The sequence below is a fragment of the Leisingera sp. UBA4491 genome (assembly GCF_002388965.1).
GTDB classification, from domain to species: domain Bacteria; phylum Pseudomonadota; class Alphaproteobacteria; order Rhodobacterales; family Rhodobacteraceae; genus Leisingera; species Leisingera aquaemixtae.
The window spans coordinates 13,094-36,418 of sequence record NZ_DGNN01000017.1 but is presented as its reverse complement, the minus strand read 5'-3'; the positions used below and the strand labels follow the sequence as shown (position 1 = coordinate 36,418).

At 65.1% G+C, this 23,325-nt stretch carries 18 protein-coding genes; 4 read left to right on the top strand and 14 right to left on the bottom strand.

Translation table 11 applies throughout. The annotated features are described in order from the left end of the window. Positions 1 to 58 precede the first annotated feature (58 nt). Genes B2P87_RS09395 through B2P87_RS09375 form a run of 5 tightly spaced genes read right to left on the bottom strand, consistent with a single transcriptional unit; the run spans position 59 to position 7,268 of the window. Entirely contained in the window at positions 59 to 1,405 is a 1,347-nt protein-coding gene (locus B2P87_RS09395) for a CoA transferase (protein WP_141891228.1), read from the bottom strand. Then, positions 1,402 to 2,556 carry an ABC transporter permease gene (locus B2P87_RS09390; RefSeq protein ID WP_058284996.1) on the bottom strand — a complete coding sequence of 385 codons (1,155 nt, stop codon included), beginning with the start codon at positions 2,554 to 2,556 and terminating at the stop codon, positions 1,402 to 1,404. The genes B2P87_RS09395 and B2P87_RS09390 overlap by 4 nt, the downstream gene beginning before the upstream one ends. Continuing rightward, positions 2,553 to 3,581 (bottom strand): ABC transporter permease, encoded by a 1,029-nt coding sequence (locus tag B2P87_RS09385; protein ID WP_058284997.1) that lies wholly within the window; start codon positions 3,579 to 3,581, stop codon positions 2,553 to 2,555. The genes B2P87_RS09390 and B2P87_RS09385 overlap by 4 nt, the downstream gene beginning before the upstream one ends. Next, a complete protein-coding gene (locus tag B2P87_RS09380) occupies positions 3,581 to 5,494 on the bottom strand; it encodes an ABC transporter substrate-binding protein (RefSeq protein ID WP_141891227.1) in 1,914 nt (637 codons plus the stop codon). The genes B2P87_RS09385 and B2P87_RS09380 overlap by 1 nt, the downstream gene beginning before the upstream one ends. Then, positions 5,487 to 7,268, bottom strand: coding sequence for an ABC transporter ATP-binding protein (locus B2P87_RS09375; RefSeq protein ID WP_141891226.1), 1,782 nt, complete (start codon positions 7,266 to 7,268; stop codon positions 5,487 to 5,489). The genes B2P87_RS09380 and B2P87_RS09375 overlap by 8 nt, the downstream gene beginning before the upstream one ends. A gap of 418 nt (positions 7,269 to 7,686) precedes the next feature. On the opposite strand from B2P87_RS09375, the gene B2P87_RS09370 reads away from it, so the two are divergent. Next, complete coding sequence (locus tag B2P87_RS09370) at positions 7,687 to 8,352, top strand: TetR/AcrR family transcriptional regulator (protein WP_008556855.1); 666 nt, start codon at positions 7,687 to 7,689, stop codon at positions 8,350 to 8,352. Positions 8,353 to 8,384: 32 nt separating this feature from the next. On the opposite strand, the gene B2P87_RS09365 is transcribed toward B2P87_RS09370, so the two are convergent. Next, the gene (locus tag B2P87_RS09365; RefSeq protein WP_141891225.1) at positions 8,385 to 11,807 is read right to left on the bottom strand and encodes an indolepyruvate ferredoxin oxidoreductase family protein; all 3,423 of its coding nucleotides are present in this window, start codon (positions 11,805 to 11,807) and stop codon (positions 8,385 to 8,387) included. Between the two features lie 146 nt (positions 11,808 to 11,953). Between B2P87_RS09365 and B2P87_RS09360 the strand changes: the two genes are divergently transcribed. Then, positions 11,954 to 12,412 (top strand): Lrp/AsnC family transcriptional regulator, encoded by a 459-nt coding sequence (locus tag B2P87_RS09360; RefSeq protein ID WP_141891224.1) that lies wholly within the window; start codon positions 11,954 to 11,956, stop codon positions 12,410 to 12,412. A gap of 123 nt (positions 12,413 to 12,535) precedes the next feature. Here the strand turns inward: B2P87_RS09360 and B2P87_RS09355 are convergent, their stop codons facing one another. Next, on the bottom strand, positions 12,536 to 12,928 hold the full coding sequence (locus B2P87_RS09355; protein WP_058285002.1) for a DUF3307 domain-containing protein: 393 nt from the start codon (positions 12,926 to 12,928) through the stop codon (positions 12,536 to 12,538). A gap of 247 nt (positions 12,929 to 13,175) precedes the next feature. On the opposite strand from B2P87_RS09355, the gene B2P87_RS09350 reads away from it, so the two are divergent. Further along, on the top strand, positions 13,176 to 16,121 hold the full coding sequence (locus B2P87_RS09350; protein ID WP_208764495.1) for an ABC transporter transmembrane domain-containing protein: 2,946 nt from the start codon (positions 13,176 to 13,178) through the stop codon (positions 16,119 to 16,121). Positions 16,122 to 16,153: 32 nt separating this feature from the next. After that, positions 16,154 to 17,002, top strand: coding sequence for a fumarylacetoacetate hydrolase family protein (locus B2P87_RS09345; RefSeq protein ID WP_141891222.1), 849 nt, complete (start codon positions 16,154 to 16,156; stop codon positions 17,000 to 17,002). A 140-nt stretch (positions 17,003 to 17,142) separates the two neighbouring features. Here the strand turns inward: B2P87_RS09345 and B2P87_RS09340 are convergent, their stop codons facing one another. The 7 genes from B2P87_RS09340 to pcaD all read right to left on the bottom strand — a co-directional run bounded on the left by B2P87_RS09340 (position 17,143) and on the right by pcaD (position 23,268). Further along, the gene (locus B2P87_RS09340; RefSeq protein WP_058285005.1) at positions 17,143 to 17,427 is read right to left on the bottom strand and encodes an ArsR/SmtB family transcription factor; all 285 of its coding nucleotides are present in this window, start codon (positions 17,425 to 17,427) and stop codon (positions 17,143 to 17,145) included. Positions 17,428 to 17,549: 122 nt separating this feature from the next. After that, positions 17,550 to 18,782, bottom strand: coding sequence for a mandelate racemase/muconate lactonizing enzyme family protein (locus tag B2P87_RS09335; protein ID WP_141891221.1), 1,233 nt, complete (start codon positions 18,780 to 18,782; stop codon positions 17,550 to 17,552). 3 nt (positions 18,783 to 18,785) lie between these two features. Next, positions 18,786 to 19,154 carry a hypothetical protein gene (locus B2P87_RS09330; RefSeq protein WP_141891220.1) on the bottom strand — a complete coding sequence of 123 codons (369 nt, stop codon included), beginning with the start codon at positions 19,152 to 19,154 and terminating at the stop codon, positions 18,786 to 18,788. A gap of 24 nt (positions 19,155 to 19,178) precedes the next feature. Beyond that, complete coding sequence (locus B2P87_RS09325; RefSeq protein ID WP_141891219.1) at positions 19,179 to 20,267, bottom strand: Zn-dependent alcohol dehydrogenase; 1,089 nt, start codon at positions 20,265 to 20,267, stop codon at positions 19,179 to 19,181. Between the two features lie 169 nt (positions 20,268 to 20,436). Next, positions 20,437 to 21,774, bottom strand: coding sequence for a class-II fumarase/aspartase family protein (locus B2P87_RS09320; protein ID WP_141891218.1), 1,338 nt, complete (start codon positions 21,772 to 21,774; stop codon positions 20,437 to 20,439). Beyond that, a complete protein-coding gene (locus B2P87_RS09315) occupies positions 21,774 to 22,484 on the bottom strand; it encodes an alpha/beta fold hydrolase (protein ID WP_141891217.1) in 711 nt (236 codons plus the stop codon). The genes B2P87_RS09320 and B2P87_RS09315 overlap by 1 nt, the downstream gene beginning before the upstream one ends. Beyond that, complete coding sequence (pcaD, locus tag B2P87_RS09310; protein ID WP_141891216.1) at positions 22,477 to 23,268, bottom strand: 3-oxoadipate enol-lactonase; 792 nt, start codon at positions 23,266 to 23,268, stop codon at positions 22,477 to 22,479. Before pcaD ends, B2P87_RS09315 begins: the two co-directional genes overlap by 8 nt. Between the last annotated feature and the right edge of the window lie 57 nt (positions 23,269 to 23,325).

Sequence of the window (23,325 nt, the reverse complement as noted above, 5' to 3'; positions counted from 1 at the left end):
TCCGCTTGGGGTTGGGCCTGGCGCCGCGCTGCCGCGCGGCGCGTGCCGTCCTCTGCGGTCAGCCGGGCCAGCAAGCCGCGCCGCTGCCGCAACGGGCAGCGGGCAGGATCCAGCGGATCGGCTCCGCGCCAACCCGGAGCGGCGGTGCCAGACGGCGGCCCGGGCCCCAGCCGCTGCGCTCGGTCTCCTCGGCGTAGTCGCTGTCCGCGGGGGACGCAAGGTCCAGCCCATCAGCAGATTTTGGCAGTCCGGCAAGCAGCTCAGCCGTGCGCGCCAGGGAAAGATGGGCCGTGGGAACTTCCGCGCCCCGGGCCGCCGCGGCGAGCGCAGAGAGCACGGCGGCAGCCATCAAATAACCGGTGGCATGGTCCAAAGCCTGCACCGGCAGCGGTGCCGGCTTGTCTGACTTGGCCCAGGCGCGGCCGGCATCGGCGATCCCTGCGCTCATCTGCACCAGGCTGTCGAAGCCGCGGCGGTCTGCCCAGGGGCCGGTCCAGCCATAGGCGTCCAGCGTCACCTCCACCGCGTTGGGCGCGATCCGGCGGCGGGTGTCCGCCCCGTAGCCCAGCCCGTCGAGCGCGCCGGGGCGGTAGCCGTGCACCAGGACGTCCGCATCCGCCAGAAGGGTCTCGAACACCAGCCGGTCTTCGCCCTTGGTGAGATCCAGCGCGGCCATGCGCTTGCCCAGGGAAATGTCGGTGATCACCCCCGGCTCGTCCCAGCCGGGCGGGTCGATGCGCAGCACATCGGCGCCGAAACCGGCCAGCGTGCGGGTGGAGACCGGTCCCGCAAGCACCCGGGTGAGGTCGAGCACACGCAGCCCGGCCAGCGGCCGCGCTGCCGTTGCCTGCGGCCGGTCCCGCAACCGGACAGTGCGTGGGGAGGTCCACTGGATCAGCGCCTCTGCGGCGACGGCGCGGCCTTGCGGATGGGCCAGCCAGTCCGCGCGGCTGCGCATGGCCGCGGCCACGCCGCCTGCGGCCACGATCTCACTTTCCAGCCTGTCCGCCTGCCAATGGCGCACTGCGGCGGTGACGGCGCTGGGCTCTCCCGCGCACCCGAGCACCCGCAGCGCGGCTTGCCGGTGGTGCGGCAAGTTGGTGTGCAGGCGGATCCAGCCGTCCTGCGTTTCATACACGCCCGCGATTGCGTCCCACAGGCTGGGAAGCTCCCAGCCTTCAGGCCGGAAACTGTAGCCGAACCAGAGCGACGCCAGCCGCTGGTCGACGGTGACTTCGGGGGCTGAGGGCGCGAGATTCAGTGCTTCGATCAGCTGCGCAAGCTCCACGCCTACGGCGGCAATCGAGGCATTGGCCAATTCCGTCACCGCAAAAGCGCTGGACCATCGGCCGGTGCCGGTAAGGCGGAAAGTGCCGGTGTCGGGCAGGGTGGCAAGCAGAGTCATTGCTGATAGGGATCCAAACTGTCGCGCAGGCCGTCGCCGAGGAAGTTGAAGGCCAGAACAACGATCACAATCGGCAGCATCGGTACGGCCAGCCAGGGATAGATTTCGACCGCAGTAAGGTTCTGCGCGTCATTCAGCATGACCCCCCAGCTGACCGCCGGCGCGCGCAGGCCGAGGCCAAGAAACGAGAGCGCTGTTTCACCCAGGATCATCGCCGGGATCGACAGGGTGGCCGAGGCAATCAGGTGCGACATGAAGTTCGGCAGCAGATGCTTGCGGATCACCCGACCGGAGGAGGCGCCCATCATCTCGGCGGCGCGGACATATTCCTCTTCCCGCAGGGACAGGAACTTGGAGCGCACCGAACGGGCCAGCCCGGGCCAGTCAAGAATGCCGAGAATGATCGAAATAATGAAGAACACCGCAACCGGCGACCAGTTCGAAGGCACCGCGGCAGACAGCGCCAGCCACAAAGGCAGCTCCGGCAGCGACCGCAGGATTTCAATCACCCGGTTCACCAGCCAGTCGACCCGGCCGCCGAAATACCCTGCGACGCTGCCAAAGAAGATGCCGAGCACAAATGAAACGGTGATGCCGATCAGGCCAACCGTCAGGGACAGCTGCGCCCCGTAGGACACCCGGCTGAAGATGTCGCGGCCCAGACGGTCGGAGCCCAGAATGAAGATCGTCGCGTCCTCGCTGGCACAGAACAGGTGGCGGTTGCTTTCGATGAAACCGGCCAGGTTATAGGTGCTGCCTTCGCAGAAGAACGACAGCTTGAGCGGCCGCGAGGTGTCTGGCTTGAACTCCCATTGAAAGGTTTCCAGGTTTGCCTCGGAGGTCATCGGATACACGAAGGGTCCGACGAATTCGCCCTCGTGAAACAGCTTGATGGATTGCGGCGGCGAGTAGAGATGCTCTGAAAACCGCTGATTGGGACCGTAAGGCGCGATGAAGCCGGCGAACGGGATCAGGCCGTAGGCAATCAGCAGGAAAATACCCGAGATCAGCCCCAGCCTGTGCGTCTTGAACTTACGCCAGATCAGCAGCCAGTTGGGGGCGTCCAGATCTTTGCGCTCCAGCTCCAGCAGCGAGGCCTGCGGGTCAAAGGGTTCGTCGTCGACATACCGTCCGTCGGGCAGCTGGGTCATGAGTTGCGCCCCTCGTAGCGGATTCTGGGATCAAGCAGCACCAGCAGCACGTCAGAGATCATGGTGCCGATCAGGGTGAGCAAGGCGACAAACATCAGCACGAAGCCCGAGAGGAACATGTCCTGAGTCTTGAGCGCGGTCAGCAGGGTCGGGCCGATGGTTTGCAGCCCCAGCACCACCGACACCAGCACCGAGCCGGAAATCATCGCGGGCAGCAGGTTGCCGATATCGGCGACAAAGGGGTTGAAGGCGACCCGAAGCGGGTATTTCGCCAGCATACGCGAGGGCGCCATGCCCTTGGCAATGGCGGTCTCCACATACGGTTTGCCCAGTTCATCCAGCATATTGGCCCGCAGACGCTGCATCATGGCAGAGGCGCCGGCGGTGCCGATCACGAAGGTTGGCACGATCAGGTGGACAAGAATGGATTTGACCTTCTCCCAGTTCATCGGCGCGCCTTCGAATTCAGGCGCCATCAGCCCGCCGATCGGCAGATCGAACCAGCGGTGGCCGTAGTAGAAAAGGATCAGCGCCAGCAGGAAGTTGGGCGTGGCCAGTCCCAGATAGCCGACGAAGGCAGTGGTGTAATCGACCCAGGTGCGGGCCCGGGCGGCGGCCAGCACCCCCAGCGGCAGCGCCACGGCATAGACAAACACCACTGCGGCGAGGTTCACCAGCACGGTCAGCCACAGGCTGTCTCCGACGATATCGGCCACCGGGCTGTCGAACTCGAAGGACCAGCCGAAGTTGCCCTGGATCATGCCGGAAAACCCGTGCGGGCCGGGCATGAAGCCCATCCAGATCATGTACTGCTGCCACAGCGGCTTATCCAGCGCGTACTCCTTGCGCAGGAACTCGGCCTTGGCAACGCCTGCGGACTGGCCGGTGGCCTGCAGTTCCGCAATCTGGTTCGACAGGTAGTCGCCGGGCGGCAGGTTGATGATGGCAAAGACCAGCACCGACACCACGAGCAGCGTCAGCAGCATGGTGCCAAAGCGGTATATGGCGTATCGCAGTATTTCCATCAGCCTTCGCCGCCCTCGAAGAAGAACTCATCGGGGTGGTAGACGCCGAAATGCGCCCCCGGATCCCAGGCCCAGATCGCCTTTTCCGGCACATTGCGCAGGCGGTTGCTGACCACCACTGGCTGCGGTGCGGCGGCCACCACACCGATGGCATAGACCTGATCCGCGTGGATTTTCAGCATCTCGCGCCAGGCGGCGGCGCGTTCTTCATGGGTGGCGGCCATGTTCCAGTCCTGCAGCAGCGCCAGCAGCCGCTGGGCAGGGGCCATATCAGGCGGCTCGCCCGCGCTGCCGCCGGTCTGGTAGTGCTGCCCCCACTTCGGCCAGGACAGGAACACCTGATCGGTCGGCGCCAGATAAGCCGGCGAGGTATAGGCTTGCGGCAGCCCGTTGTCCCAGCCGAACCAGGCAGACGACATGGTGGTGCCGGAAAACACCCGGTTGCGCAGGATGTCGCGGTCCAGCGGCCGCATCACCAGCTTCACGCCGACGTCGCGCCAGTCGTCGGTGATAATCTGCAGCGCGTTCTCCACTTCTTCACGCTCGCCCGCGGTTTCGACCACCAGCTCCATCCGGCGCCCGTCTGGCAGATAGCGGATGCCGTAGCCGTCCTTTTCGGTCAGGCCTGCCTCGTCCAGCAGCTGGTTGGCCAGCTCCGGATTGAAGTCCGCCCAAGCCTCGCGCAGGGCGGGATCGAAGAATTCGCTCTGCTCCAGCACTGCCATCGCGCCGGGTTCGGCCAGATTGAAATAAAGCGCCCGGTTGATGGCGCGCCGGTTGATGGCCAGCGACAGGGCCCGGCGCACCCTGACGTCGCGCAGGATCTCGCGCCAGACCGGGTCGTTCACGTTGAGGTTCGGATAGATGGCAATCTGAGAGGCGGCGCCGGACGCCCACAGGTAGGTCTTGTAGTCCCTGCCGTCCTTCTCGCCCTTGCGCAGGATCGGAATGTCGCGGAACCCGAGGCCTCGGGCCTGCAGGTCGGCTTCGCCCGCGTTCGACTTGGCCGCCACCAGACCGGCAGTGACGATCTCCATTTCCACGGTGTCGATATAGGGCAGCTGCACGCCGCGGCTGTCGATGCGGTGGTAGTAGGGGTTGCGCACGAATTGATGGCGGATCTTCTTGCCGGGCGACGCGTTGATCCAGGGCTGCAATGTCGGCAAATCGTGGTTATCGAACTTGTACATGTTGTCGTATTTGTTGTGCAGCGCCGCCCAGCTCTTGACGCGGGCATAGTCGACTTCCTCGGCGAGAACCTCCGGATCGGCATAATCGGCATGGAATTGCTTCAGGTACTCCGCCGGCCGGTAAATGAATGGCGGGCGGGCCTGGGCCAGCATGTGCATGAAGGCCGGGTTGGGCGCGTCCCACTCATAAATGACAGTGGTCTCATCCGGAAAGCTCACGCGCGGAAGCTTGCCCAGCACCAGCATGAAGTCGGGCGGCCCGGCCGGGCTCAGCAATTCGTTGTTGGCAACGTCCTCCCACCAGTACCGGAAATCGGCCGAGGTGAAGGGATCGCCGCTGGACCAGCGGTGGCCGGGACGCAGTTTCAGGGTGAAGCGGCGGTTGTTTTCGGCCTCAAAGCTCAGCAGGATGTCCGGCTTAAGCTGATAGTTTTCGTCATAACCGGCCAGCCGCGCATAGCCATAGACCACCATCTGGCGGATGTCCTTTGAGCGGGTGACCATGGTGTTGAGGGTGCCGCCCTGAATGCCGAATTCCCGCCCCTTGGCCGCCAGATCCACCACCAGCGGCACGTCGGGAATACGCTTGGCGGCGGGCGGCATGTAGCCGGCCTTGACCTCGGACTGCCAGAAGGCGCTTTCCTGCACTTCCGGCTCTGCCTGTGCGTCGAGCGGTGCCAAGCAGAGTGCGGCGGCGAGGAACGGTTTCAGGGCATCAAACATGACAGCGTACCTTGTGGCCGTGTTCCAGGTGGAGCATGTTCACCAGCGGCGGCGCCTCGGCGCCGTCAAAGCGGAACTCCTCGGGCCAGAATTCGGGCGCACCGGCGCCTTGGGCCACCAGTTTCAAGTCGATGGGCCGGTCGATATCGGGTTCCGGCTGGGCGGCGATCAGCGCCTTGGTGTAGGGGTGCTGGGGGTTGTAGAACAGGGTTTCCGGCGGCGCCTGCTCGACGATCAGGCCGCGCCGCATCACGGCCACTTCATCGGCAATCCGGGCAACCACCGCCAGATCGTGGCTGATAAACAGATAGGACAGTTTCTGCTGATCGCGGATCTCTTCCAGCAACCGCAGGATCTGGTCCTGCACAGACACATCCAGCGCCGAGGTCGGCTCGTCGCAGACGATCAGCGCCGGGTCCAGCATCAGGGCGCGAGCGATCGACAGGCGCTGGCGCTGGCCGCCGGAGAACGCGTGCGGGTAGCGTTTCAGCATGTCCGGCGACAGTCCGACCAGACGCAGCATTTCCGCCGCCTTGTCGCGGCGCTCAGCACGGCTGCCGATGCGGTGGATGTCCAGCGGCTCCATCAGCGTGTCCTGAATGCGCATCCTGGGCGACAAAGAGGAGTAGGGATCCTGGAACACCATCTGCGCCTGGCGCTGAAAGGCGGTGCGCGCGGCGCGGTCCATGTCGTGGACGGTGACCGGCGGCTCTCCCTGCGCCGGGCGGAACAGCACCTCGCCGCCGGGGTCAGGCAATTCTGCCCCCAGCGCGATCCGCGCTGCGGTGGTCTTGCCGGAGCCGCTCTCACCCACGACCGCCAGTGTCTCGCCGCGGGTCATCCGCAGGTCGATCTCGCGGCAGGCGTGGATCAGGGTCGGCGCCTGCCAGCCCCTTCCGGCCCGGAGCGTGTAGGTCTTGGAGACCGATCTCATCTCCAGGATCAGGTCTTCGCGCGAGGGCGGGATGGCGACCACCGCTTCATCCGGGATACCGGGCGCGGCCTTGAATAGCGCCTGGGTATAAGGATGGGCGGGCGCGCGCAGCATCGGCTCTGCGCCGCCGGATTCCATCACCCGGCCCTTGTGCATTACCACCACCTGTTCAGCCATGTTGGCGACCACGCCCAGATCATGCGTCACCAGGATCATCGCCATGCCTGTCTCGCGCTGCAGATCCTTCATCAGCCCCAGCACCTGCGCCTGAGTGGTCACATCCAGCGCCGTGGTCGGCTCGTCGGCGATCAGCAGCTGAGGCTTGGCCACCATCGCCATTGCGATCATCGCCCGCTGCCGCATCCCCCCGGACAATTCGAATGGGTAAGAGCGGTAGGTTTGTTCGGGTTCCGGGAAGCCGACCCGCTCAAAACACTCCAATACCAGTTTGCGGGCCTCGCGCTCGCTTTTGCGGCCATGCAGCCACAGCACTTCGGACACCTGGTTGCCGATCCGGTGCAAGGGGGACAGGGAGCGCATCGGCTCCTGAAAGATCATCGACACGATGTTGCCGCGCACGTCGCGCATCCGGCGTTCCGCCAGCGTTGCCAAATCCAACTGGTCCTTGCCGGTGTCCAGCAGAATGCGCCCGGAACGCAGCTGCGCCACTTTCGGCAGGATGCGCAGAACCGCGCGGCAGGAGATCGTCTTGCCGGAGCCGCTTTCCCCGACCAGGGCCAGGGTTTCGCCCGGCCGGACGGCAAAGCTCACGTCTTTCACGACGGAGTCGTCCTTGTTAAAACCAATGCTGAGGTTTTCGACGGACAGCAGCGGGCGCATTCAGATGTGTCCGCCCGGCCGGTTCAAGGCGTGCATGAGATCGTGTGTTCCCCTGTTTTTTGGCCTCACCATCGCGCGCCGGGGCCTGCTTAGTCAAACCCCATTTGGTCAAAGGGGCGCGGGGAAAGGGAGATTTCACCGGTATTTGCGCGGTGCAGCCCTGCGCTGCGCCAGGGCGTCTGCCGCTATCTGCCCCGGCTGCGTGACGGTTCAGCTTGCCTGGAACAGGGTCTTCACGCCTGGTCACACTTGCGTATTCGGGGTGTTCAGGTGCTTTGCCGCCCGGCCGCGCCGGGCCTGTGGCCCGAAGGCCACTTGCATCGTTCCGCTATCGCCGGGCGGCGGCTTTGCCATGTTGGCGCCAGCAGCCGCCCGGGCATAAGATGACCGCAAAGGCGAACGATCCCAAGGGACGCATATGGCGCAGAAACCTGTTCTTCACCGCGACAATCCGGAGGCCGAGCCGCTGGTCGGCAATATCAAGGTCACCCGCAACGACTGGCTGAACGTGGCGATGGACGTGCTGATCTCTGACGGGGTGGAGCGGGTGAAGGTGCTGGCGCTGGCAGAGCGGATGCAGGTCTCGCGCTCGTCCTTCTACTGGTACTTCAAGTCGCGCCAGGATCTGCTGGATGCGCTGCTCAAGACTTGGGAGCAGACCAACACCGCGGGCATGGTGCGTCAGGCTGAGGCACCCGCCGGGACCATCACCGGGGCGGTGCTGAACGTGTTTCACTGCATCACCAACCCCGACCTGTTCAACACCGCGCTGGACTTTGCGGTGCGCGACTGGTCGCGCCGTTCCGGCAAGGTGCGCAGCCTGCTGGACCGCTCCGACCGCCGCCGGGTGGAGGCGCTGACCGCCATGTTCGAACGTTACGGCTATCCGCAGCGCGAGGCGGTGACACGCGCCAAGGTGCTCTATTACATGCAGCTTGGCTATGACATGGCCGACCCGAACGAAAGCCACGCCGACAGGCTGGAGGCGACACCGGAGTACCTGAAGGTGTTCACCGGGCGCGAGCCGCTGCCGGAGGAGATGGAAGCCTTCACCGAATTCACCCGCCAGCACTGGGATGTGTGACGCGCCGGCCCCGGCCGGGCCGGCGGTCGGCTTTACAGGTTGCGGAGCGTCTCCTCAGCCTTCGCGCGGACGTCCTTGGCGGCCTGCAGGCGGACCGGGCCGTAGCCGCGGATGTCCATCGGCGCGCTCAGCAGCTCCAGGCTTTGTGCACGCTTGTCTGCGCCGTAGCGGCGCGCGACGGTGTCCAGCACGCCCTCATACCACGCCAGCAGGTCGCGGTGCAGCCGGGCTTCCTCGTGAAAGCCGAAGATGTTGAAGGCCGAGCCGCGCAGCGCCTTGCCCTTGGCCAAAAGGTTCATCGCCGGGCGCATCCATGCGCCAAACGCCCGTTTCGCCGGGCGCCCGCGCGCATCCCGCTTCCAGTTCATCAGCGGCGGGGCAAGATGGTATTTGACAGAGAAATCGCCTTCGAATTCCTCCTCCAGCTGATGCTGGAACCCGTCGCTGGTCAGCAGCCGGGCGACCTCATATTCGTCCTTGTAGGCCATCAGCTTGAACAGCGACCGGGCGGCTGCTGCGGTCAGCTCTTCCTGCGCGTCCTGCGGCAGGGCCGCGCGGAACCGGTTCAGGGCTGCGGTATAGCGGCTGGCATAAGCCATGTTCTGATAACCGGTGAGGAAGGTGGCACGGCGTTCAATCAGTTCGTCCAGCGTTTCCTCCTTCTGCGGGGCGTCCTCGTAATGGCTGGCAACCAGACCCGGATCCACCGCCATGGCGCGCCCGATGGCAAAGGCAAGACGGTTCTTGTCGATCGCCACGCCGTTCAGCTCAATCGCCTGGTCCAGCGCCCCGGCGCTGACCGGCACCAGGCCCTTCTGCCAGGCAAAGCCCAGCATCATCACGTTGGCCAGCACCGCATCGCCAAGCATCTTCTCCGCCGCCTCATTGGCGTTGAAGCCGGAGAGGTTCTGCGGGCCGACAGCCTCGGCAATCGTCCTTTCCCGCACGCCTGCCATCAGGTCGGCATCCCGGCGCAGCACCAGATCGCCGGTCGGCATCTCTGCCCGGTTCAGCACAACCTTGGTGCCGGCCCGGTAATGGACGGAGGCCTTGGGCGCAGAGCTGACCACCACGTCGCAACCGATCACGGCATCCGCGCCGGCCTGATCAATCCGCACTTGGTTCAAAGTGTCCGGAGCAGTCGACAGCCGGATATAGCTCAGAACCGTGCCGAACTTCTGGGCAAAGCCGGTGAAATCCAACACGCTTGCGCCCTTGCCCTCCAGATGCGCCGCCATTGTGATCAGTGCGCCCACGGTGACAACGCCGGTGCCGCCAACCCCGGTGACCAGCAGGTCAAACGGCTCTGAAAGCGCGGGCAGTTCGGGCGCGGGCAGCTTGGCCGTCAGCGCAGCGGCATCCAGCCCGGCGATCTTCTTCTTGCGGCGGGCGGCACCTTCGACGGTTACAAAGCTGGGGCAGAAGCCGTTCAGGCAGGAAAAATCCTTGTTGCAGGTCGACAGGTTGATCTTGCGTTTGCGGCCAAAGGGCGTCTCCTTCGGCTCCACGCTCAGGCAGTTGGATTCCACAGAGCAATCACCGCAGCCCTCGCAGACCAGATCGTTGATGAAGGCGAACTTCGCCGGATCTTCCATCTTGCCGCGCTTGCGGCGGCGGCGCTTCTCTGTGGCGCAGGTCTGTTCGTAGATCAGCACGGTGACGCCGGGAATCTCGCGCAGTTCCCGCTGAACCGTGTCCAGCGCGCTGCGGTCATGGAAGGTGGTGCCCGCCGGAAAGTCGCCGCGGCTGAACTTGCCGACGTTGTCGGAGACCAGGGCAATCCGCTCCACCCCTTCGGCGCGGCAGGTCTGGGCGATGCCATACACAGAGACCGGCCCGTCGACAGGCTGGCCGCCGGTCATCGCCACCGCGTCGTTGTAAAGGATCTTGTAGGTGATGTTGGTGCCCGCCGCGACCGCTTGGCGGATCGCCAGAGAACCGGAATGGTACCAGGTGCCTTCGCCGAGGTTCTGGAACACGTGCTTATTGCCGTTGAACTGCGACGCCACGGTCCAAGGCACGCCTTCGCCGCCCATCTGGGCATAGCCTGCCGTGTCCCGGTCCATCCAGCTGGCCATCACATGGCAGCCGATTCCGGAAAACGCCTTGGACCCCTCCGGCAGCTTGGTCGAAGTGTTGTGCGGGCAGCCCGAGCAGAAATAGGGCGTGCGGGTGGCGCCGGGCACGTTCAGCACCTTCGGCGGCTCCGCAGTCAGCGCCTTCGCCTTGGCGGGCAGGTTTTCTTCGGGGAAGAACTTGTCCAGCCGCGCCGCCACGATGGGTGCCAGCAACAGCGGGCTCAGCTCTCCGGTCCAGGGGATCAGCGGCTCGCCCTGGCTGTCGTATTTGCCGACCATTCTCTCCGGCTTGCTGCCGGGCCAGTCATAGAAGTTTTCCTTGAACTGGCTCTCGATGATGCCGCGCTTTTCTTCGACAACCAGCACCTCCTGCTTGCCCTTCACGAACTTTAGCGCATCGGTGCGGTCCAGCGGCCAGACCATGCCAACCTTGTAGATGTCGATGCCCAGACGGCGGCAGGCGGCCTCATCCAGACCCAGCAGCCGCAGCGCCTCCATCAGGTCCAGATGGCCCTTGCCAGTGGACACGAAACCGAACCGCGCCTCCTTGATGTCATAGATCCGCTTGTCGATCGGGTTCGCCTCGGCAAAGGCGCGCACCGCGTCCAGCTTGGCGTGGATACGGGTTTCGATCTCGGGGGAGGGCAGGTCGGCGCGGCGGATATGCAAGCCGCCGGGGTAGTCCGGCAGCTCGGGGTAGATAAATTCGCGATCCGGCTGCAATTCGACCGAGCGCGCGCTTTCCACGGTTTCCGAGACCGCCTTGAAGCCAACCCAGGTGCCGGAGTAGCGCGACAGGGCAAAGCCGTACTCGCCGAAGGTCAGGTATTCAGAGACATCCGCCGGGTTCAGCACTGGCATGAACCAGGACATGAAGGCCACATCGGACTGGTGCGGCATCGAGGAGCTGACACAGCCGTGGTCGTCGCCCGCCACCACCAGCACCCCGCCTTTGGCAGATGAGCCGTAGGCGTTGCCATGCTTCAGCGCATCGCCGGAGCGGTCGACGCCCGGACCTTTGCCGTACCACATGGAAAACACGCCCTCGACTTCGCAATGCGGGTCCAGCACTGCCTGCTGGGCGCCCAGAACGGCGGTGGCGCCCAGGTCTTCGTTCACGGCGGGCATGAACTTGATCCGGTTCTCCTGCATCCGCGCCTTGGCGCGCCAGAATTCCAGGTCCACGCCGCCCAGCGGCGATCCGCGGTAGCCCGACACAAACCCCGCGGTGTTCAGCCCCGCGTCGCGGTCGCGGCGCGCCTGGTCCAGCATCACCCGGGCCAGCGCCTGGGTGCCGGTCAGGAACACCCGGCCCTTGGTCATCTCATAACGGTCGTCCAGCTTGTAGCTGCGGAAATCGTGGCTCAGCTTGGTCATCGCAGGGGGAGTCCTTGCACGGCTAAATAGATCGCGGAAAGATAATCCTGCCAGCTTGAAAAGAATTGCCAGACTTGCTGGTTTTGCGAAGATTTATGGGTATATTCACCGGATCGATGCATAGACACGGAAAATTTGACCGGAAAATGAAGCTCGACCGCCGCGACCGCCGCATCCTGACCCTGCTGCAGGAGGATTCCCGCATTTCCAACGCCGACCTGGCAGAGGCGGTGGGCATGTCGCCGTCTGCCCTGTGGCGCCGGGTCCGGGCTCTGGAGGAGGCAGGCATCATCGAGCGCTACGGCGCGGTGGTGAACGCGCCCGCAATGGGATTGGGGTTCCAGGCCATCGTTCATGTGCATCTGACCCGGCACGACCCGGACAAACTGGTGGAATTCATCCGCGCGGTGGAAACCAGCCCGCTGGTTCAGGAATGTTACGCCACCACCGGCCAGGCGGATTACCACCTGCGGGTGCTGGCCCCGGATCTGGACGCTTACAACCGGTTCCTGGAGGAGTTTCTGTTCCGCCTGCCGGCGGTTGCCAGCGCCCAGACCAATGTGGTGCTGCGCACCATCAAACGGGACAGGCCTGTGGTGCCCTGAACAATGCGCCAGCGGGTGCGGCGCCGCAGTACCTGCAGAAAGATGAACCCGCGAGCCCGGCCATTCACTTTTCCGGAAAATACTCCGGGGGTCTGGGGGCCGGCCCCCAGCCGGCAGCCGCCTTCACATCGCGGCGTATTTCACCCAGGCCCAGGCCATGGCGATATAGGTCAGCTGGTGCAGCGCCTGGTCCGAGCCCATCGCCTGCCAGAACATCGCCTGCTGCGGATTCAGCTTCTTGCGCTCAGAAAAGCGCGCCTTGCCGAAGTCGATGTGGAAATGCACCACCCACTCCAGCAGTCCCAGCACCAGGATAAACGTCACCGGCGCGCCGAACAGCAAAAAGACAATGGCCGAGCCGATCACATGAACCCCGGCATGCTGCGCGCGCCCGGCGTGGACATAGGCGCAGCGGCCGGACAGCATTTTCGGCGTCTGCAGAAAGAAGTCGGCAAACAGGTGCTTGACCTGCAAAGCACAGAGCAGCAGCAGAACAGAACCGACATAATCCGGCAAACCGAATGACCTCCAGCAAGTGTACCTGGCTGGAACCTTACGGGTTTTTCGCCGCCTGGCAAATGCCGTGCCCGCAGGGTGCCGTAACGGGACAAAGCGGGTTTCTGCCCATTGCCTGTGCCCGTCAAACCGCGCTACCCATAAGGCAGACCACACCCGAAGCCGCCATTGATGGAGCTTTCCCATCGAACGCTCTCTGTTCCGTTTCATCTGGAAATACTCGAAACGCGATCAGCTGGTGCTGCTGATGGTCACCGCCTGCCTGTTCCCGCTGCTGTATCTGACACTGGAGCTGCCCAAGCGGATCATCAATGATGCCATCGGCTCGGAAACCGATATCGTCACCGTGCTGGGATACAGTTTTGACCAGCTGACCTTTCTGTGGATCCTGTGCGGCGCCTTCCTGGTGTCGGTGCTGTGCCACGGGCTGCTGAAAATGCGCATCAACACCATGAAAGGGGTGCTGGCCGAGCGGATGCTGCGCCGCTTCCGCTATCAGCTGATCGCCCGGGTCCTGCGGTTTCCGCAACCGTATTTTGAGCGCGTCAGCCAGGGCGAACTGGTGTCGATGGTGACCTCGGAGTCGGAACCGATGGGCGGGCTGATGGGGGATGCGGTCAGCCAGCCGGTGCTGCAGGCGGGCCAAATGCTGACCATCCTGTTCTTTCTGTTCCTGCAGAACTTCTGGTTCGGGATGGCGGCGATTGCGCTCATTCCGGTGCAAGGCTGGCTGATCCCGATGCTGCAGCGGCAGATCAACCAGCTGAACAAGAAACGGATCAAACAGGTGCGCGCCCTCGCGACCGAGATCGGCGAAAGCGCCGCGGGGGCCGCGACGCTCAGGATCAACGGCGGCTGGCGCTACCGGATGGCGGTGATCACCGACCGGCTGGGGTGGCTGTATGATATCCGCTTCCAGATCTACCAGAAGAAATTCTTCATGAAGTTCCTCAACAACTTCATCACCCAGCTGACGCCGTTCTTTTTCTACGCAATCGGCGGCTACCTCGTTTTGCAGGGTAAGGTCTCGCTGGGGGCGCTGGTGGCGGCGCTGGCTGCCTACAAGGATCTCGCCGCCCCCTGGAAAGAGCTTCTGGCCTATTACAACCAGACCCAGGACATGAGCTTGCGCTGGGACGTGGTCCTGGAACGTTTTGCGCCGCAGGGGATGGTCGGCGAGCAGCTGATGACCGGCGAGCCGGAGGAGCTGTCGCATCTCAACGGCGATATTGTGCTGGACTCCGTCACCGTGCGGGACGCCGATGGAAACCTTGTGCTGGAAGAATTGAGCGCGGCCTTCCCCGCCGGGCAGGTGATCGGGATTGCCGCCCCCTCGGAGGAAGACAGGCGCGCCCTGGCGGAACTGCTGACCCGGGAAATCCTGCCGTCCTCCGGCACCGTCACGGTCGCGGATCAGAACCTCAGCAGCCTGCACCAGGCCACGCTGGCGGCGCGGATCGGCTATGCCACCTCGCGGCCGGTTCTGTTCCAGGGCTCGTTCGGCGACAATGTGATGATGCCGATGCGGCTGCGCCCGCTGGACCAGGGCCAAGACCTGGAGCGGCTGGACACTGCCATCCGCGCAGGCAACAGCCCCGATCCCTTTGACGCGCGCTGGCTGGATCCCGAACTGGCCGGGTTCACGAGCGAGGAGGAGCTGCGGGGCTGGTGGCTGAAACTGGTGGAAGGGATAGGGTCCGACACTGCACTGTTCCGCCGCGGCATCGACCAGTTCTTCGAGGCCCCCAACCACCCGGGCCTGGCAGACCAGCTGGTCAGGCTGCGTCCTGCTGTGCGCCAGGCCATCGAGGACGCGGGCTTGGACGTGCATGTGCGGTTTCTGGACGCAGACAGCTACAACCCGGCGCTGCCGGTCGCGGAGAACCTGCTGTTTGCCGCATCCCAGGAGGCGATGACGGTTGAAACGCTGCTGCGTCACGCGGAGTTCCTGGCCCAGCTCAAACAGCTGGGGCTGGACGAGGGGCTGGTGTCGTTGACTCGCGATGTGGTGGAAATGCTGCGGCAGATCTTCGGCATGGATGGCACCGGTCACCCGCTGTTCCGTAAGCTGGGGCTGGATGTGGAGGCCTATGAGGCGGCGATTGCACTCATGGACCGGCAAGGTTCCGGCAATGCCGCAAAGCTCAGCCGCGAAGAACTGGCGCAGCTGCTGATCGTGCCTTTCACCATTTCTGCCGAACAGATTGGCCCGGCTTTCGAGGACGGGATGAAAGAGCGAATCCTGGGCTTCCGCCGCAGCCACGGGCAGAGCCTCCTGGACTCGCTGGGGTCCAGCTTCGTACCGTTCTCCAGGGACAGTTTCGCCCCCACCCTGACGGTTTTGGAAAACGCGCTGTTCGGCAAAATTTCGGATGCGGCCGGCTCCAAGGCGGATGAGGTGCGCAAGCTGGTTTCCGATCTGATGGTGCGCGAAGGCCTGCGCGACAAGGTGGTGGAGCTGATCTTCGACATGCCGATCGCCGTCGGCGGGCAGGGGCTGGCGGCCAGCTTTGCCGAGCCGCTGGCCTTCTGCCGGGCCACCATCAAGCGGCCGGACATCCTGATCCTGGATACCGCCATGGCAAGCTATGACCTCGAAACCCGGGTGGCGGTGCATAAGAACTTGCGCAAGCTGCTGCCGGACACCACGTTGATTTACCTGGCGTCCGGTTTCCAGAATCCCGATGTGTTCGACGTGTTCTATGAAATGCGACAGGGACGCCTGGTCAGCGACGAGGCGCAGGCAGTGGCGGCAAGCGAGGGGGCGGCCAGCCAGGACCTTGCCCGCAAGCTGCGGGCGCTGGAGCAGACGGAACTGTTCTCTGGCCTGAACCGCCGCCAGCTGCGCCTGCTGGCCTTTGGCGCGCGCTGGTATGAGGCCGCCAAGGGCGAGGCGGTTTTCCTCAAGGATGATGAGGCCTCGGACGGCGCCTATATGATCCTCGAAGGCGAGGCCGGGCTTTACCTGCCGCAAGAGGGCGGGGAGGACCGGCTGATTGCCCGGGTCGGCCCGGGCCGGCTGGTGGGGGAGCTGGGCCTGATCCGGCAGGAGCCGCGGGCGCTGAGCATGATTGCGGAAAGCGACCTGCGCTGCCTGCGGATCGGCGAGGAGGAATTCCTGGCGGTCGTCGAAAACGACGCCTCAACCGCCTTCAAGCTGCTGCAGGTGGTGGCGGGCTACGTCTCCAACTGAACCGGAACCAATAGGAAACAGGGAAGACACTGATGAAACTGCTGCGATACCGCATTGGTGGAGATGTGCGTCCGGGACTGCTGGACAGCGCAGGCGCGGTCCGGGACCTGTCGGCGCATGTGCCGGACATCACCGGGGCTGTACTGGATGACGCGGCCTTGGCCCGGCTGGCCGCGCTGGACCCGCAGACGCTGCCGCTGGTGCCGGGCACGCCGGACCTGGCGCCGTGTGTCGGACAACCGGGCAAATTCCTGGGGATCGGCCTCAACTACACCGATCACGCCGAAGAAATGGACATGGCGCTGCCGGAGCATCCTATTCTGTTCCTCAAGGCCACGTCTTCGATTACCGGCGCAAATGACGAGGTGATCCTGCCGCGCGGCTCGGTGGCGTCGGATTGGGAGGTGGAGCTGGGCGTGGTGATCGGCACCGCTGCCAAATATGTGCCGGAGACAGAGGCGCTGAACCACGTGGCGGGCTATTGCGTGATCAACGATGTGTCGGAGCGCGACTTTCAGACTAAGCTGACCGGCCAATGGACCAAGGGCAAAAGTTGCGACACCTTCGGCCCCGTAGGCCCCTGGCTGGTAACCCGCGACGAGGTGCCCGATCCCCAGGCCCTGTGGCTGACCTGCGACGTGAACGGCGAGCGCAGGCAAACCGGCAGCACCCGCACAATGGTGTTCACAGTTGCGCAGATCATCGCGCATCTGAGCCAGCTGATGACCCTGCACCCAGGCGACGTGATCGCCACCGGCACACCGCCGGGCGTGGGCATGGGGATCAAGCCCGCGCCGGTCTATTTGAAACCGGGCGACGTGATGCGGCTGGAGATCGAGGGCCTGGGCGTCCAGACCCAAACCGTGCGCGCAGACAGTTGAGGCAAGGGGGGGCGCTCCCGCCCGTTCCGGCGCATTCGCAGAATGCGCCCTTCCGGTTGGGCGTGGCGCTGCGCAAAGCGCAGCGCGGCTGCCGCTTCGGGGCAGGCCATTGGTTTCAGAACGGGCTGCTGCCCGGCCGCTCAGATGCCGCTGCAGAAATGCTTGTAAAGCAGGGCAATGGTTTCTTCTGTCTTCGGATCCTGCAGCGAGTAATACACCGTTTTTCCGTCGCGCCGGGTGGCAACCAGGCCTTCCTCGCGCAGCCGGGCCAGCATCTGGCTGACCGCAGCCTGGCGCATGTCCAGCAGCGCCTCCAATTCACCGACCGACCGTTCGCCCGCGCCTAAATGGCACAGAATCATCAGCCGGCCCTCATGGGCCAGCGCCTTGAGGAAGGCAGCCGCGGCGGCGGCGCTTTCTTGCATGTTCTGAGGGGTTTCCGGGGGAAGGGCGTCTTGGGGCGAAAGGGGCAATGCTCAGGTCCTGCGGTCGTCTTTTGCCGGCAACATGACCACTTCCGGCAGCCGAGTCACCCCGCAGTTGCGTTTCATTGCACAATAGGCGGAGAGCCACCGGCGAAGGCATTCCCCTTGGCATAATCGCAGGGGGCCTCCTGCATGTTGAGGTGCAGATCGCTGCCGGTGAAGGGATGCGCGCGCGCCAGAGCTTCGTCCACATCAATGCCCAGCCCGGGCGCATCCGGCGGAGTGACAAAGCCGTTTTCGACCCGGATCGAGCCCTTGATCAGCTGGTCGTGGAACGGGGTCTCGATGGTCTCCAGCAGCAAAATGTTGGGGATCGAGGCGGCGAGGTGAATGTTCGCGGCCCATTCCACCGGCCCGGCGTACAGATGCGGTGCCATCTGGGCGTTGAAGACCTCGGCAATCGCCGCGACCTTTTTCATTTCCCAAATGCCGCCGGCCCGTCCCAGGGCGGGCTGCAGGATTTCTGCGGCCCCGGCGCGCAGCACCGCGGCGAATTCGGATTTTGCGGTCATCCGCTCGCCCGTGGCCACGGGAATGCGCACGCTGCGGGCAACCCGCGCCATGTCTTCGATGTTGTCGGGCGGGGTGGGTTCCTCGAACCACAGCGGCGAATAGGGCTCCAGCGCCTGACCCAGGCGGATGGCGCCTGCGGTGGTGAACTGGCCGTGAGTGCCAAACAGCAGATCCGCCTTATCGCCAACCACCTCGCGGATTGCCTTGCAGAACGCTACCGACAGCGAAATGTCGGACATTGCAGGCATGTGTCCGCCGCGCAGGGTATAGGGGCCTGCCGGGTCGAACTTCAGCGCGGTGTAGCCTTCGCTCACTTTCTGCGCTGCGGCCTCGGCAGCCATTCCGGGCGAGGTCCAGAAGGCGGTCATATCATGCTGCGGCAGCGGGTAGAGGTATGTATAGGCGCGGATGCGCTCGTTCATCCGCCCGCCGAGCAAGGCGTGAACCGGACGCCCCCGGTCTTTACCCAGGATGTCCCAGCAGGCGATCTCCAGTCCCGAAAACGCGCCCATCACCGTCAGGTCCGGGCGCTGGGTGAAGCCCGAGGAATAGGCCCGTCGGAACATCAGCTCGATGTTCTCGGGGTTTTCCCCGGCCATGTGCCGCACGAACACATCCCGGATCACATGGGTCATCGCCTCCGGCCCGACGGAGGACGCGTAGCATTCGCCCCAGCCGGTGATACCGGTTTCGGTGGTGACCTTCACCAGAATCCAGTAGCGCCCGCCCCAGCCGGGAGCAGGCGGGGCAGTGACGATGACGTCCAGGTCTTGCAGCTTCATGACCTACCGCTCCGCCGCCGCATCAAAGGCGGCCAGTTCCCTGTTGATTTCCTCCACCGCGGGCTGCGGGGCGAAGAAGGTGACATCTGCCTCGCCGCCGCGCTCCATCATCACCTCAATTTCGAAATGCGCAGGCACCGTGTCAAAGCCGCCGTCGATGCGCCAGCGGCGGCTCTGCTGCTCGGCAAGGTCCGGCAGCCCTGCGGCGACCGAGGCCGCCAGCCCGCCCGGCAGGCCGAAACGGGGGTTGTTCGCAAGCCGCGTCAGGAAGGGGACAATCTCCTCCACCGCAAACAGCATCGACGTGTCCGAGGTGGCCGGGGCCGGTTTCACCGGCTCAGGCTTGAACAGGCTGGTCAGGAATTTCAGCACGGGCTGCGCTCCGGTTTGTGCGTGTCAGTCAAACACAATCACATTGCGCTTGGCAGAGCCAGTCTTGGTGTCGGCAATGGCCTCGTTGATCTGCTCCAGGGACCAGCGGCCCGAGATCAGCTCATCCAGTTTCAGGCGGCCCTGCTGGTAAAGGTCGACCATCCAGGGAATGTCCCGCTGGATCACCACATCACCCATCTTGGAGCCGATCAGCCCCTGTCCCACGGCGGCCAGAACCACCGGCTCATAGCTGGCCTTGGCGCCGGAATGCGGCATGCCGATCAGCACCGCCTTGCCGCCGCGTGCCAGATAGCGCGGGGCCTGCTCGTAGGCAGGGATAGCGCCGACGGTGACCAGCACCGCGTCTGCACCGCGGCCGCCAAGCGCCTGAAAGGCCGCCTTCCACGGCTTGTCCTCAGTCGCCAGAACCCCGTGGGTTGCGCCGAACTCTTTGGCGATGTCCAGCTTTTCCTGGCTCATGTCCACCGCGACGATGCGCCGGGCGCCGGCAATGCGGGCGCCCTGGATGGCGTTCAGCCCGACCCCGCCGGCACCGATCACCACCACGTCCTGCCCCGCCCGCAGCTGGGCGGCGTTGACCGCCGCGCCAACGCCGGTGATCACCCCGCAGGACATCAGCGCCGCCACGTCCTTGCCCATCTCAGCCGGGATCTTCACGATCTGGCGCTGGTCCACCACCACCTTCTCGGCAAAGGCGCCGCAGGCCATGGCCTGCTCCAGCGGCCCGCCTTCGGCTGTCTTCAGCGGGCCGTTCACACCGTCATAGGGCGTTTCGCAGATCACCGGCCTGCCGCCTGCGCAGGACGGGCAGGTGCCGCAGCTTCGGATCAGGGTGACCACAACGGAGTCGCCTTCGGCAAACCCCTGCACACCCCCGCCGAGGCGGGTAATCACCCCGGCGGCCTCATGCCCGTAGACCGCAGGCAGATGCCCGCCCCAGGCGCCTTCGGCATAGGAGATGTCGCTGTGGCAAATGGCAACCGCGTCCAGCGTGACCTCCACTTCGCCCATGCCGGGTGGGGCCAGCTTCACCTGTTCGATCACAAGCGGGGCTCCGAAGGCATGGCAGACGGCGGCTTTGATGGTTTGCATGGTTTTCCTCCCCGTTTCAGGCAAGGTGGCGCGGCGGCCTGGCTGCATCAAGCGGGAATACGGCAGCCCGGCGGCGGTATTACGTCACGGAAGACTCGCTGCACTGAAACACTGTGCAGCCGATGGCCATGAGGAGCAGCGTGAACAGGCGTTCTCTCCTGAACGTCCTTTACTGGCTGCCTAGCTCCTCAGCCCGTTTGGCAAACTGCAAGGCATCCCACGGCGCCCGGCCCATCTGCTGCCCCGGATCAAACAGCGCCGCCGCGTCGAGATCCGGATAGTCGCGCGCCACCAGCTCCCGCAACGGCGTCTGCGAGGCCTGCGCCTCCCGGCACAGCGCCTTCACGGCCGCTTGCGCATCGGGCCGCGGCATCTGCTCTGCCAGGGCAAAGCTCAGCGCCTCGGCGTGGATCATGCCCAGCCCGCCGGAGAGCGCGGCGGCCATCGCCTCCGGATCGGGTGCCAGGCCCGCGCACAGGTCCTTGCCCGTCTTTGCGGCGCTGGCCGCGCCCAGAACGATCTGCGGCAGGCTCATCCATTCGCTGAACCAGGCCGCCCCGTCGCGCTGATGCTGCAGCACCGAGGCCCCCTGAAGGACAGAGAACAAGCCGCTGCCCTGCCGCGCCAGCGCCGCCAGCACCGAAGGCGCCACCGGGTTCTGCTTCTGCGGCATTGTGGACGAGGCACCGGCGCCGCCCAGCGAAATCTCCGAAATGCCGCTTTGCGCCAGCGCGATGCAGTCCTCGCCGGTTTTGCCGAAGGCCAGCGTCACCCGCTGCAGCCAGTCCGCGATCCGCAGGATCGGCGTGCGGTCGGTGTGCCAGCTGCGCCCCGGATCTTGCAGGGCCAGCCCCTTGGCCATCGCAGCGCGCACCTCTGCTGCCTTTGGCCCCAGCGCGCTGGACGTTCCCGCTGCACCCGACAGGGACACGAGCAGGCAGGACTGGCGCAGCGCGGGCAGCTCCTCTAGCAGGGTCAAAAGCGGCGTGCCCCAGCCCGCCGCCACCGCCCCGAAACTGGTGGGGGTGGCGTGCTGCCCATAGGTGCGGGCAGCCATCGGCAGGTCCGCATGGGCTCTGGCTAGCGCGCCAAGCGATACCGCAGCGGCCTTCACGTCTGCTTCCACCAGCGCCAGAACCTGGCGCAGCCGCAGCATCAGCGCGCTGTCCATGATGTCCTGCGAGGTGGCGCCCCAATGCACATACTGCGCGTGCTCCGGCGCTTTCATCTCCTCGCGGAAGGCGGCGACCAGCCCCGGCACCGGCACGCCATTCTGCGCGCTGGGCTGTTTCAGCACGCCGGGGTCGACGGCGATTTCCACCACCGCACGGGCGATGGCGGCGGCGCTTTCCTGCGGGATCACGCCCGCGTCACCCTGCGCTTTGGCCAGTGCGCCCTCCACCAGCAGCATGGCGCGCACCTCCGCACTGTCCGAAAACAGGCGGCTGGCCTCGCCGCAGCCGAACAGGCCGCCATACACCTGGCTGTCAAAAACCGAACCTGCCATCAGAAGTCCTTTGCGATGTGCCCGATCAGATCCGCAAGCCCCTCTGGGTCCGCGAAGAAGGGCGAATGGGAAGTTTGCATTTCAAAGACCCGCTGCGGCGGCAGCTGTGCCGCCATCTGCGCCTGGTATTCCGGCGGGATCACCCGGTCCTCCGTGCAGCGGATATAGGCCTTGGGCACGCCTTCGAACCGGTCGCCCAGCCGGATTGGCGTGTCCTGCGGCGGGATTGGCTGCGGACACAGGTGTTCCAACGCGAACTCCACCGTTTCAGCCGGGCAGTCATGATAGAACAGCTCCGGCGCGATCTCTGCCACGAAGCTGTAGCTGGTGCCGGCCGCGTTCTTGCTGGTGGCGCCCGTCAGCGTCTGCCGCGGCCCGGCCTTGCGCATGCCGATCAGGGACAGGCCGCTGACCGGAATATAGCTGCACAGGTAGATCAGGCCGCGCAACCTGTCAGGACCGGCCTCTGCCGCGGCGGAAATGGGAAACCCGGCCCAGGAATGGCCCAGCACAATGGTGTCCGGCGTCGAGGCCGCCAGCACCGCCTCGGCAGTTTCTGCAAGTGTGACGCCCGCCGGATCGCGCCCGTCGCAATGGCCGGGCAGGGTGATTGTGCGGGCGGTGTGGCCGCGCGCCTCCAGCGCCGGGACAACATCGCGCCAGCACCAGGCGCCGTGGCAGGAACCGTGAATCAGAAGAACCTCAGCCAATGTGCCCGGTCTCCCTCAGAAACGCGGTCAGCCGCGCCGCGTATTCCTCCGGCTGCTCGACGCAAGGAATGTGGCCCGCGCGCCGGATCAGGTGGAACTGGCTGCCGGGGATCAGGTCCACCGTCTCGCGCACCAGATCGGGCGGGGTGGAGCCGTCCTCAGATCCCGCAATGCCCAGGCAGGGCAGCCGCAGCCCGCTGGTGGGGGTATAGAAATCGGTGCCGGCAATTGCCGCGCAGCAGCCGGCATAGCCGTCGCGGGATTGCTGCACCAGCATGTTGCGCCACAGCTGCAGCTCTGGCGTGGCGCGGAAGCCGCGGGCAAACCAGCGCTCCATCACCGCTTCGGCCAGCGCTTCGATGCCGTCGGACTGCACTGTCTGCACCCGCTCTTTCCACATCTCCGCGGTGCCGATCTTAGCGGCGGTGTTCGACAGCACCAGCGCCCGGATCTGATCCAGCCGCTTCACCGCCAGGCCTTGCGCGATCATGCCGCCGATCGACAGCCCCACAAACATGCAGTCGCGCACTTGCAGGTGATCCAGCAGCCGCTCCGCGTCGCGCACCAGCGCACCCATCGAATAGGGCGAGGGCGGGCAGGAGGACAGCCCGTGCCCGCGCTTGTCATAGCGGATGATGCGCAGGCCTGCAGGCAGCCGGTCCACCACCGCATCCCAAACCCTCAGGTCGGTGCCAAGCGAGTTGGCAAAAACGATGGGGGCGCCGTCAGGGTCCCCGTCAATGCGGTAATGAAGCTGGACATCGCCCAGGTCTGCAATCTGCATGGAGCGCCTCTTTGCTGTTCCGCAGCACTTTACCTGTGCCAAGGCGGCGAGGTAAAC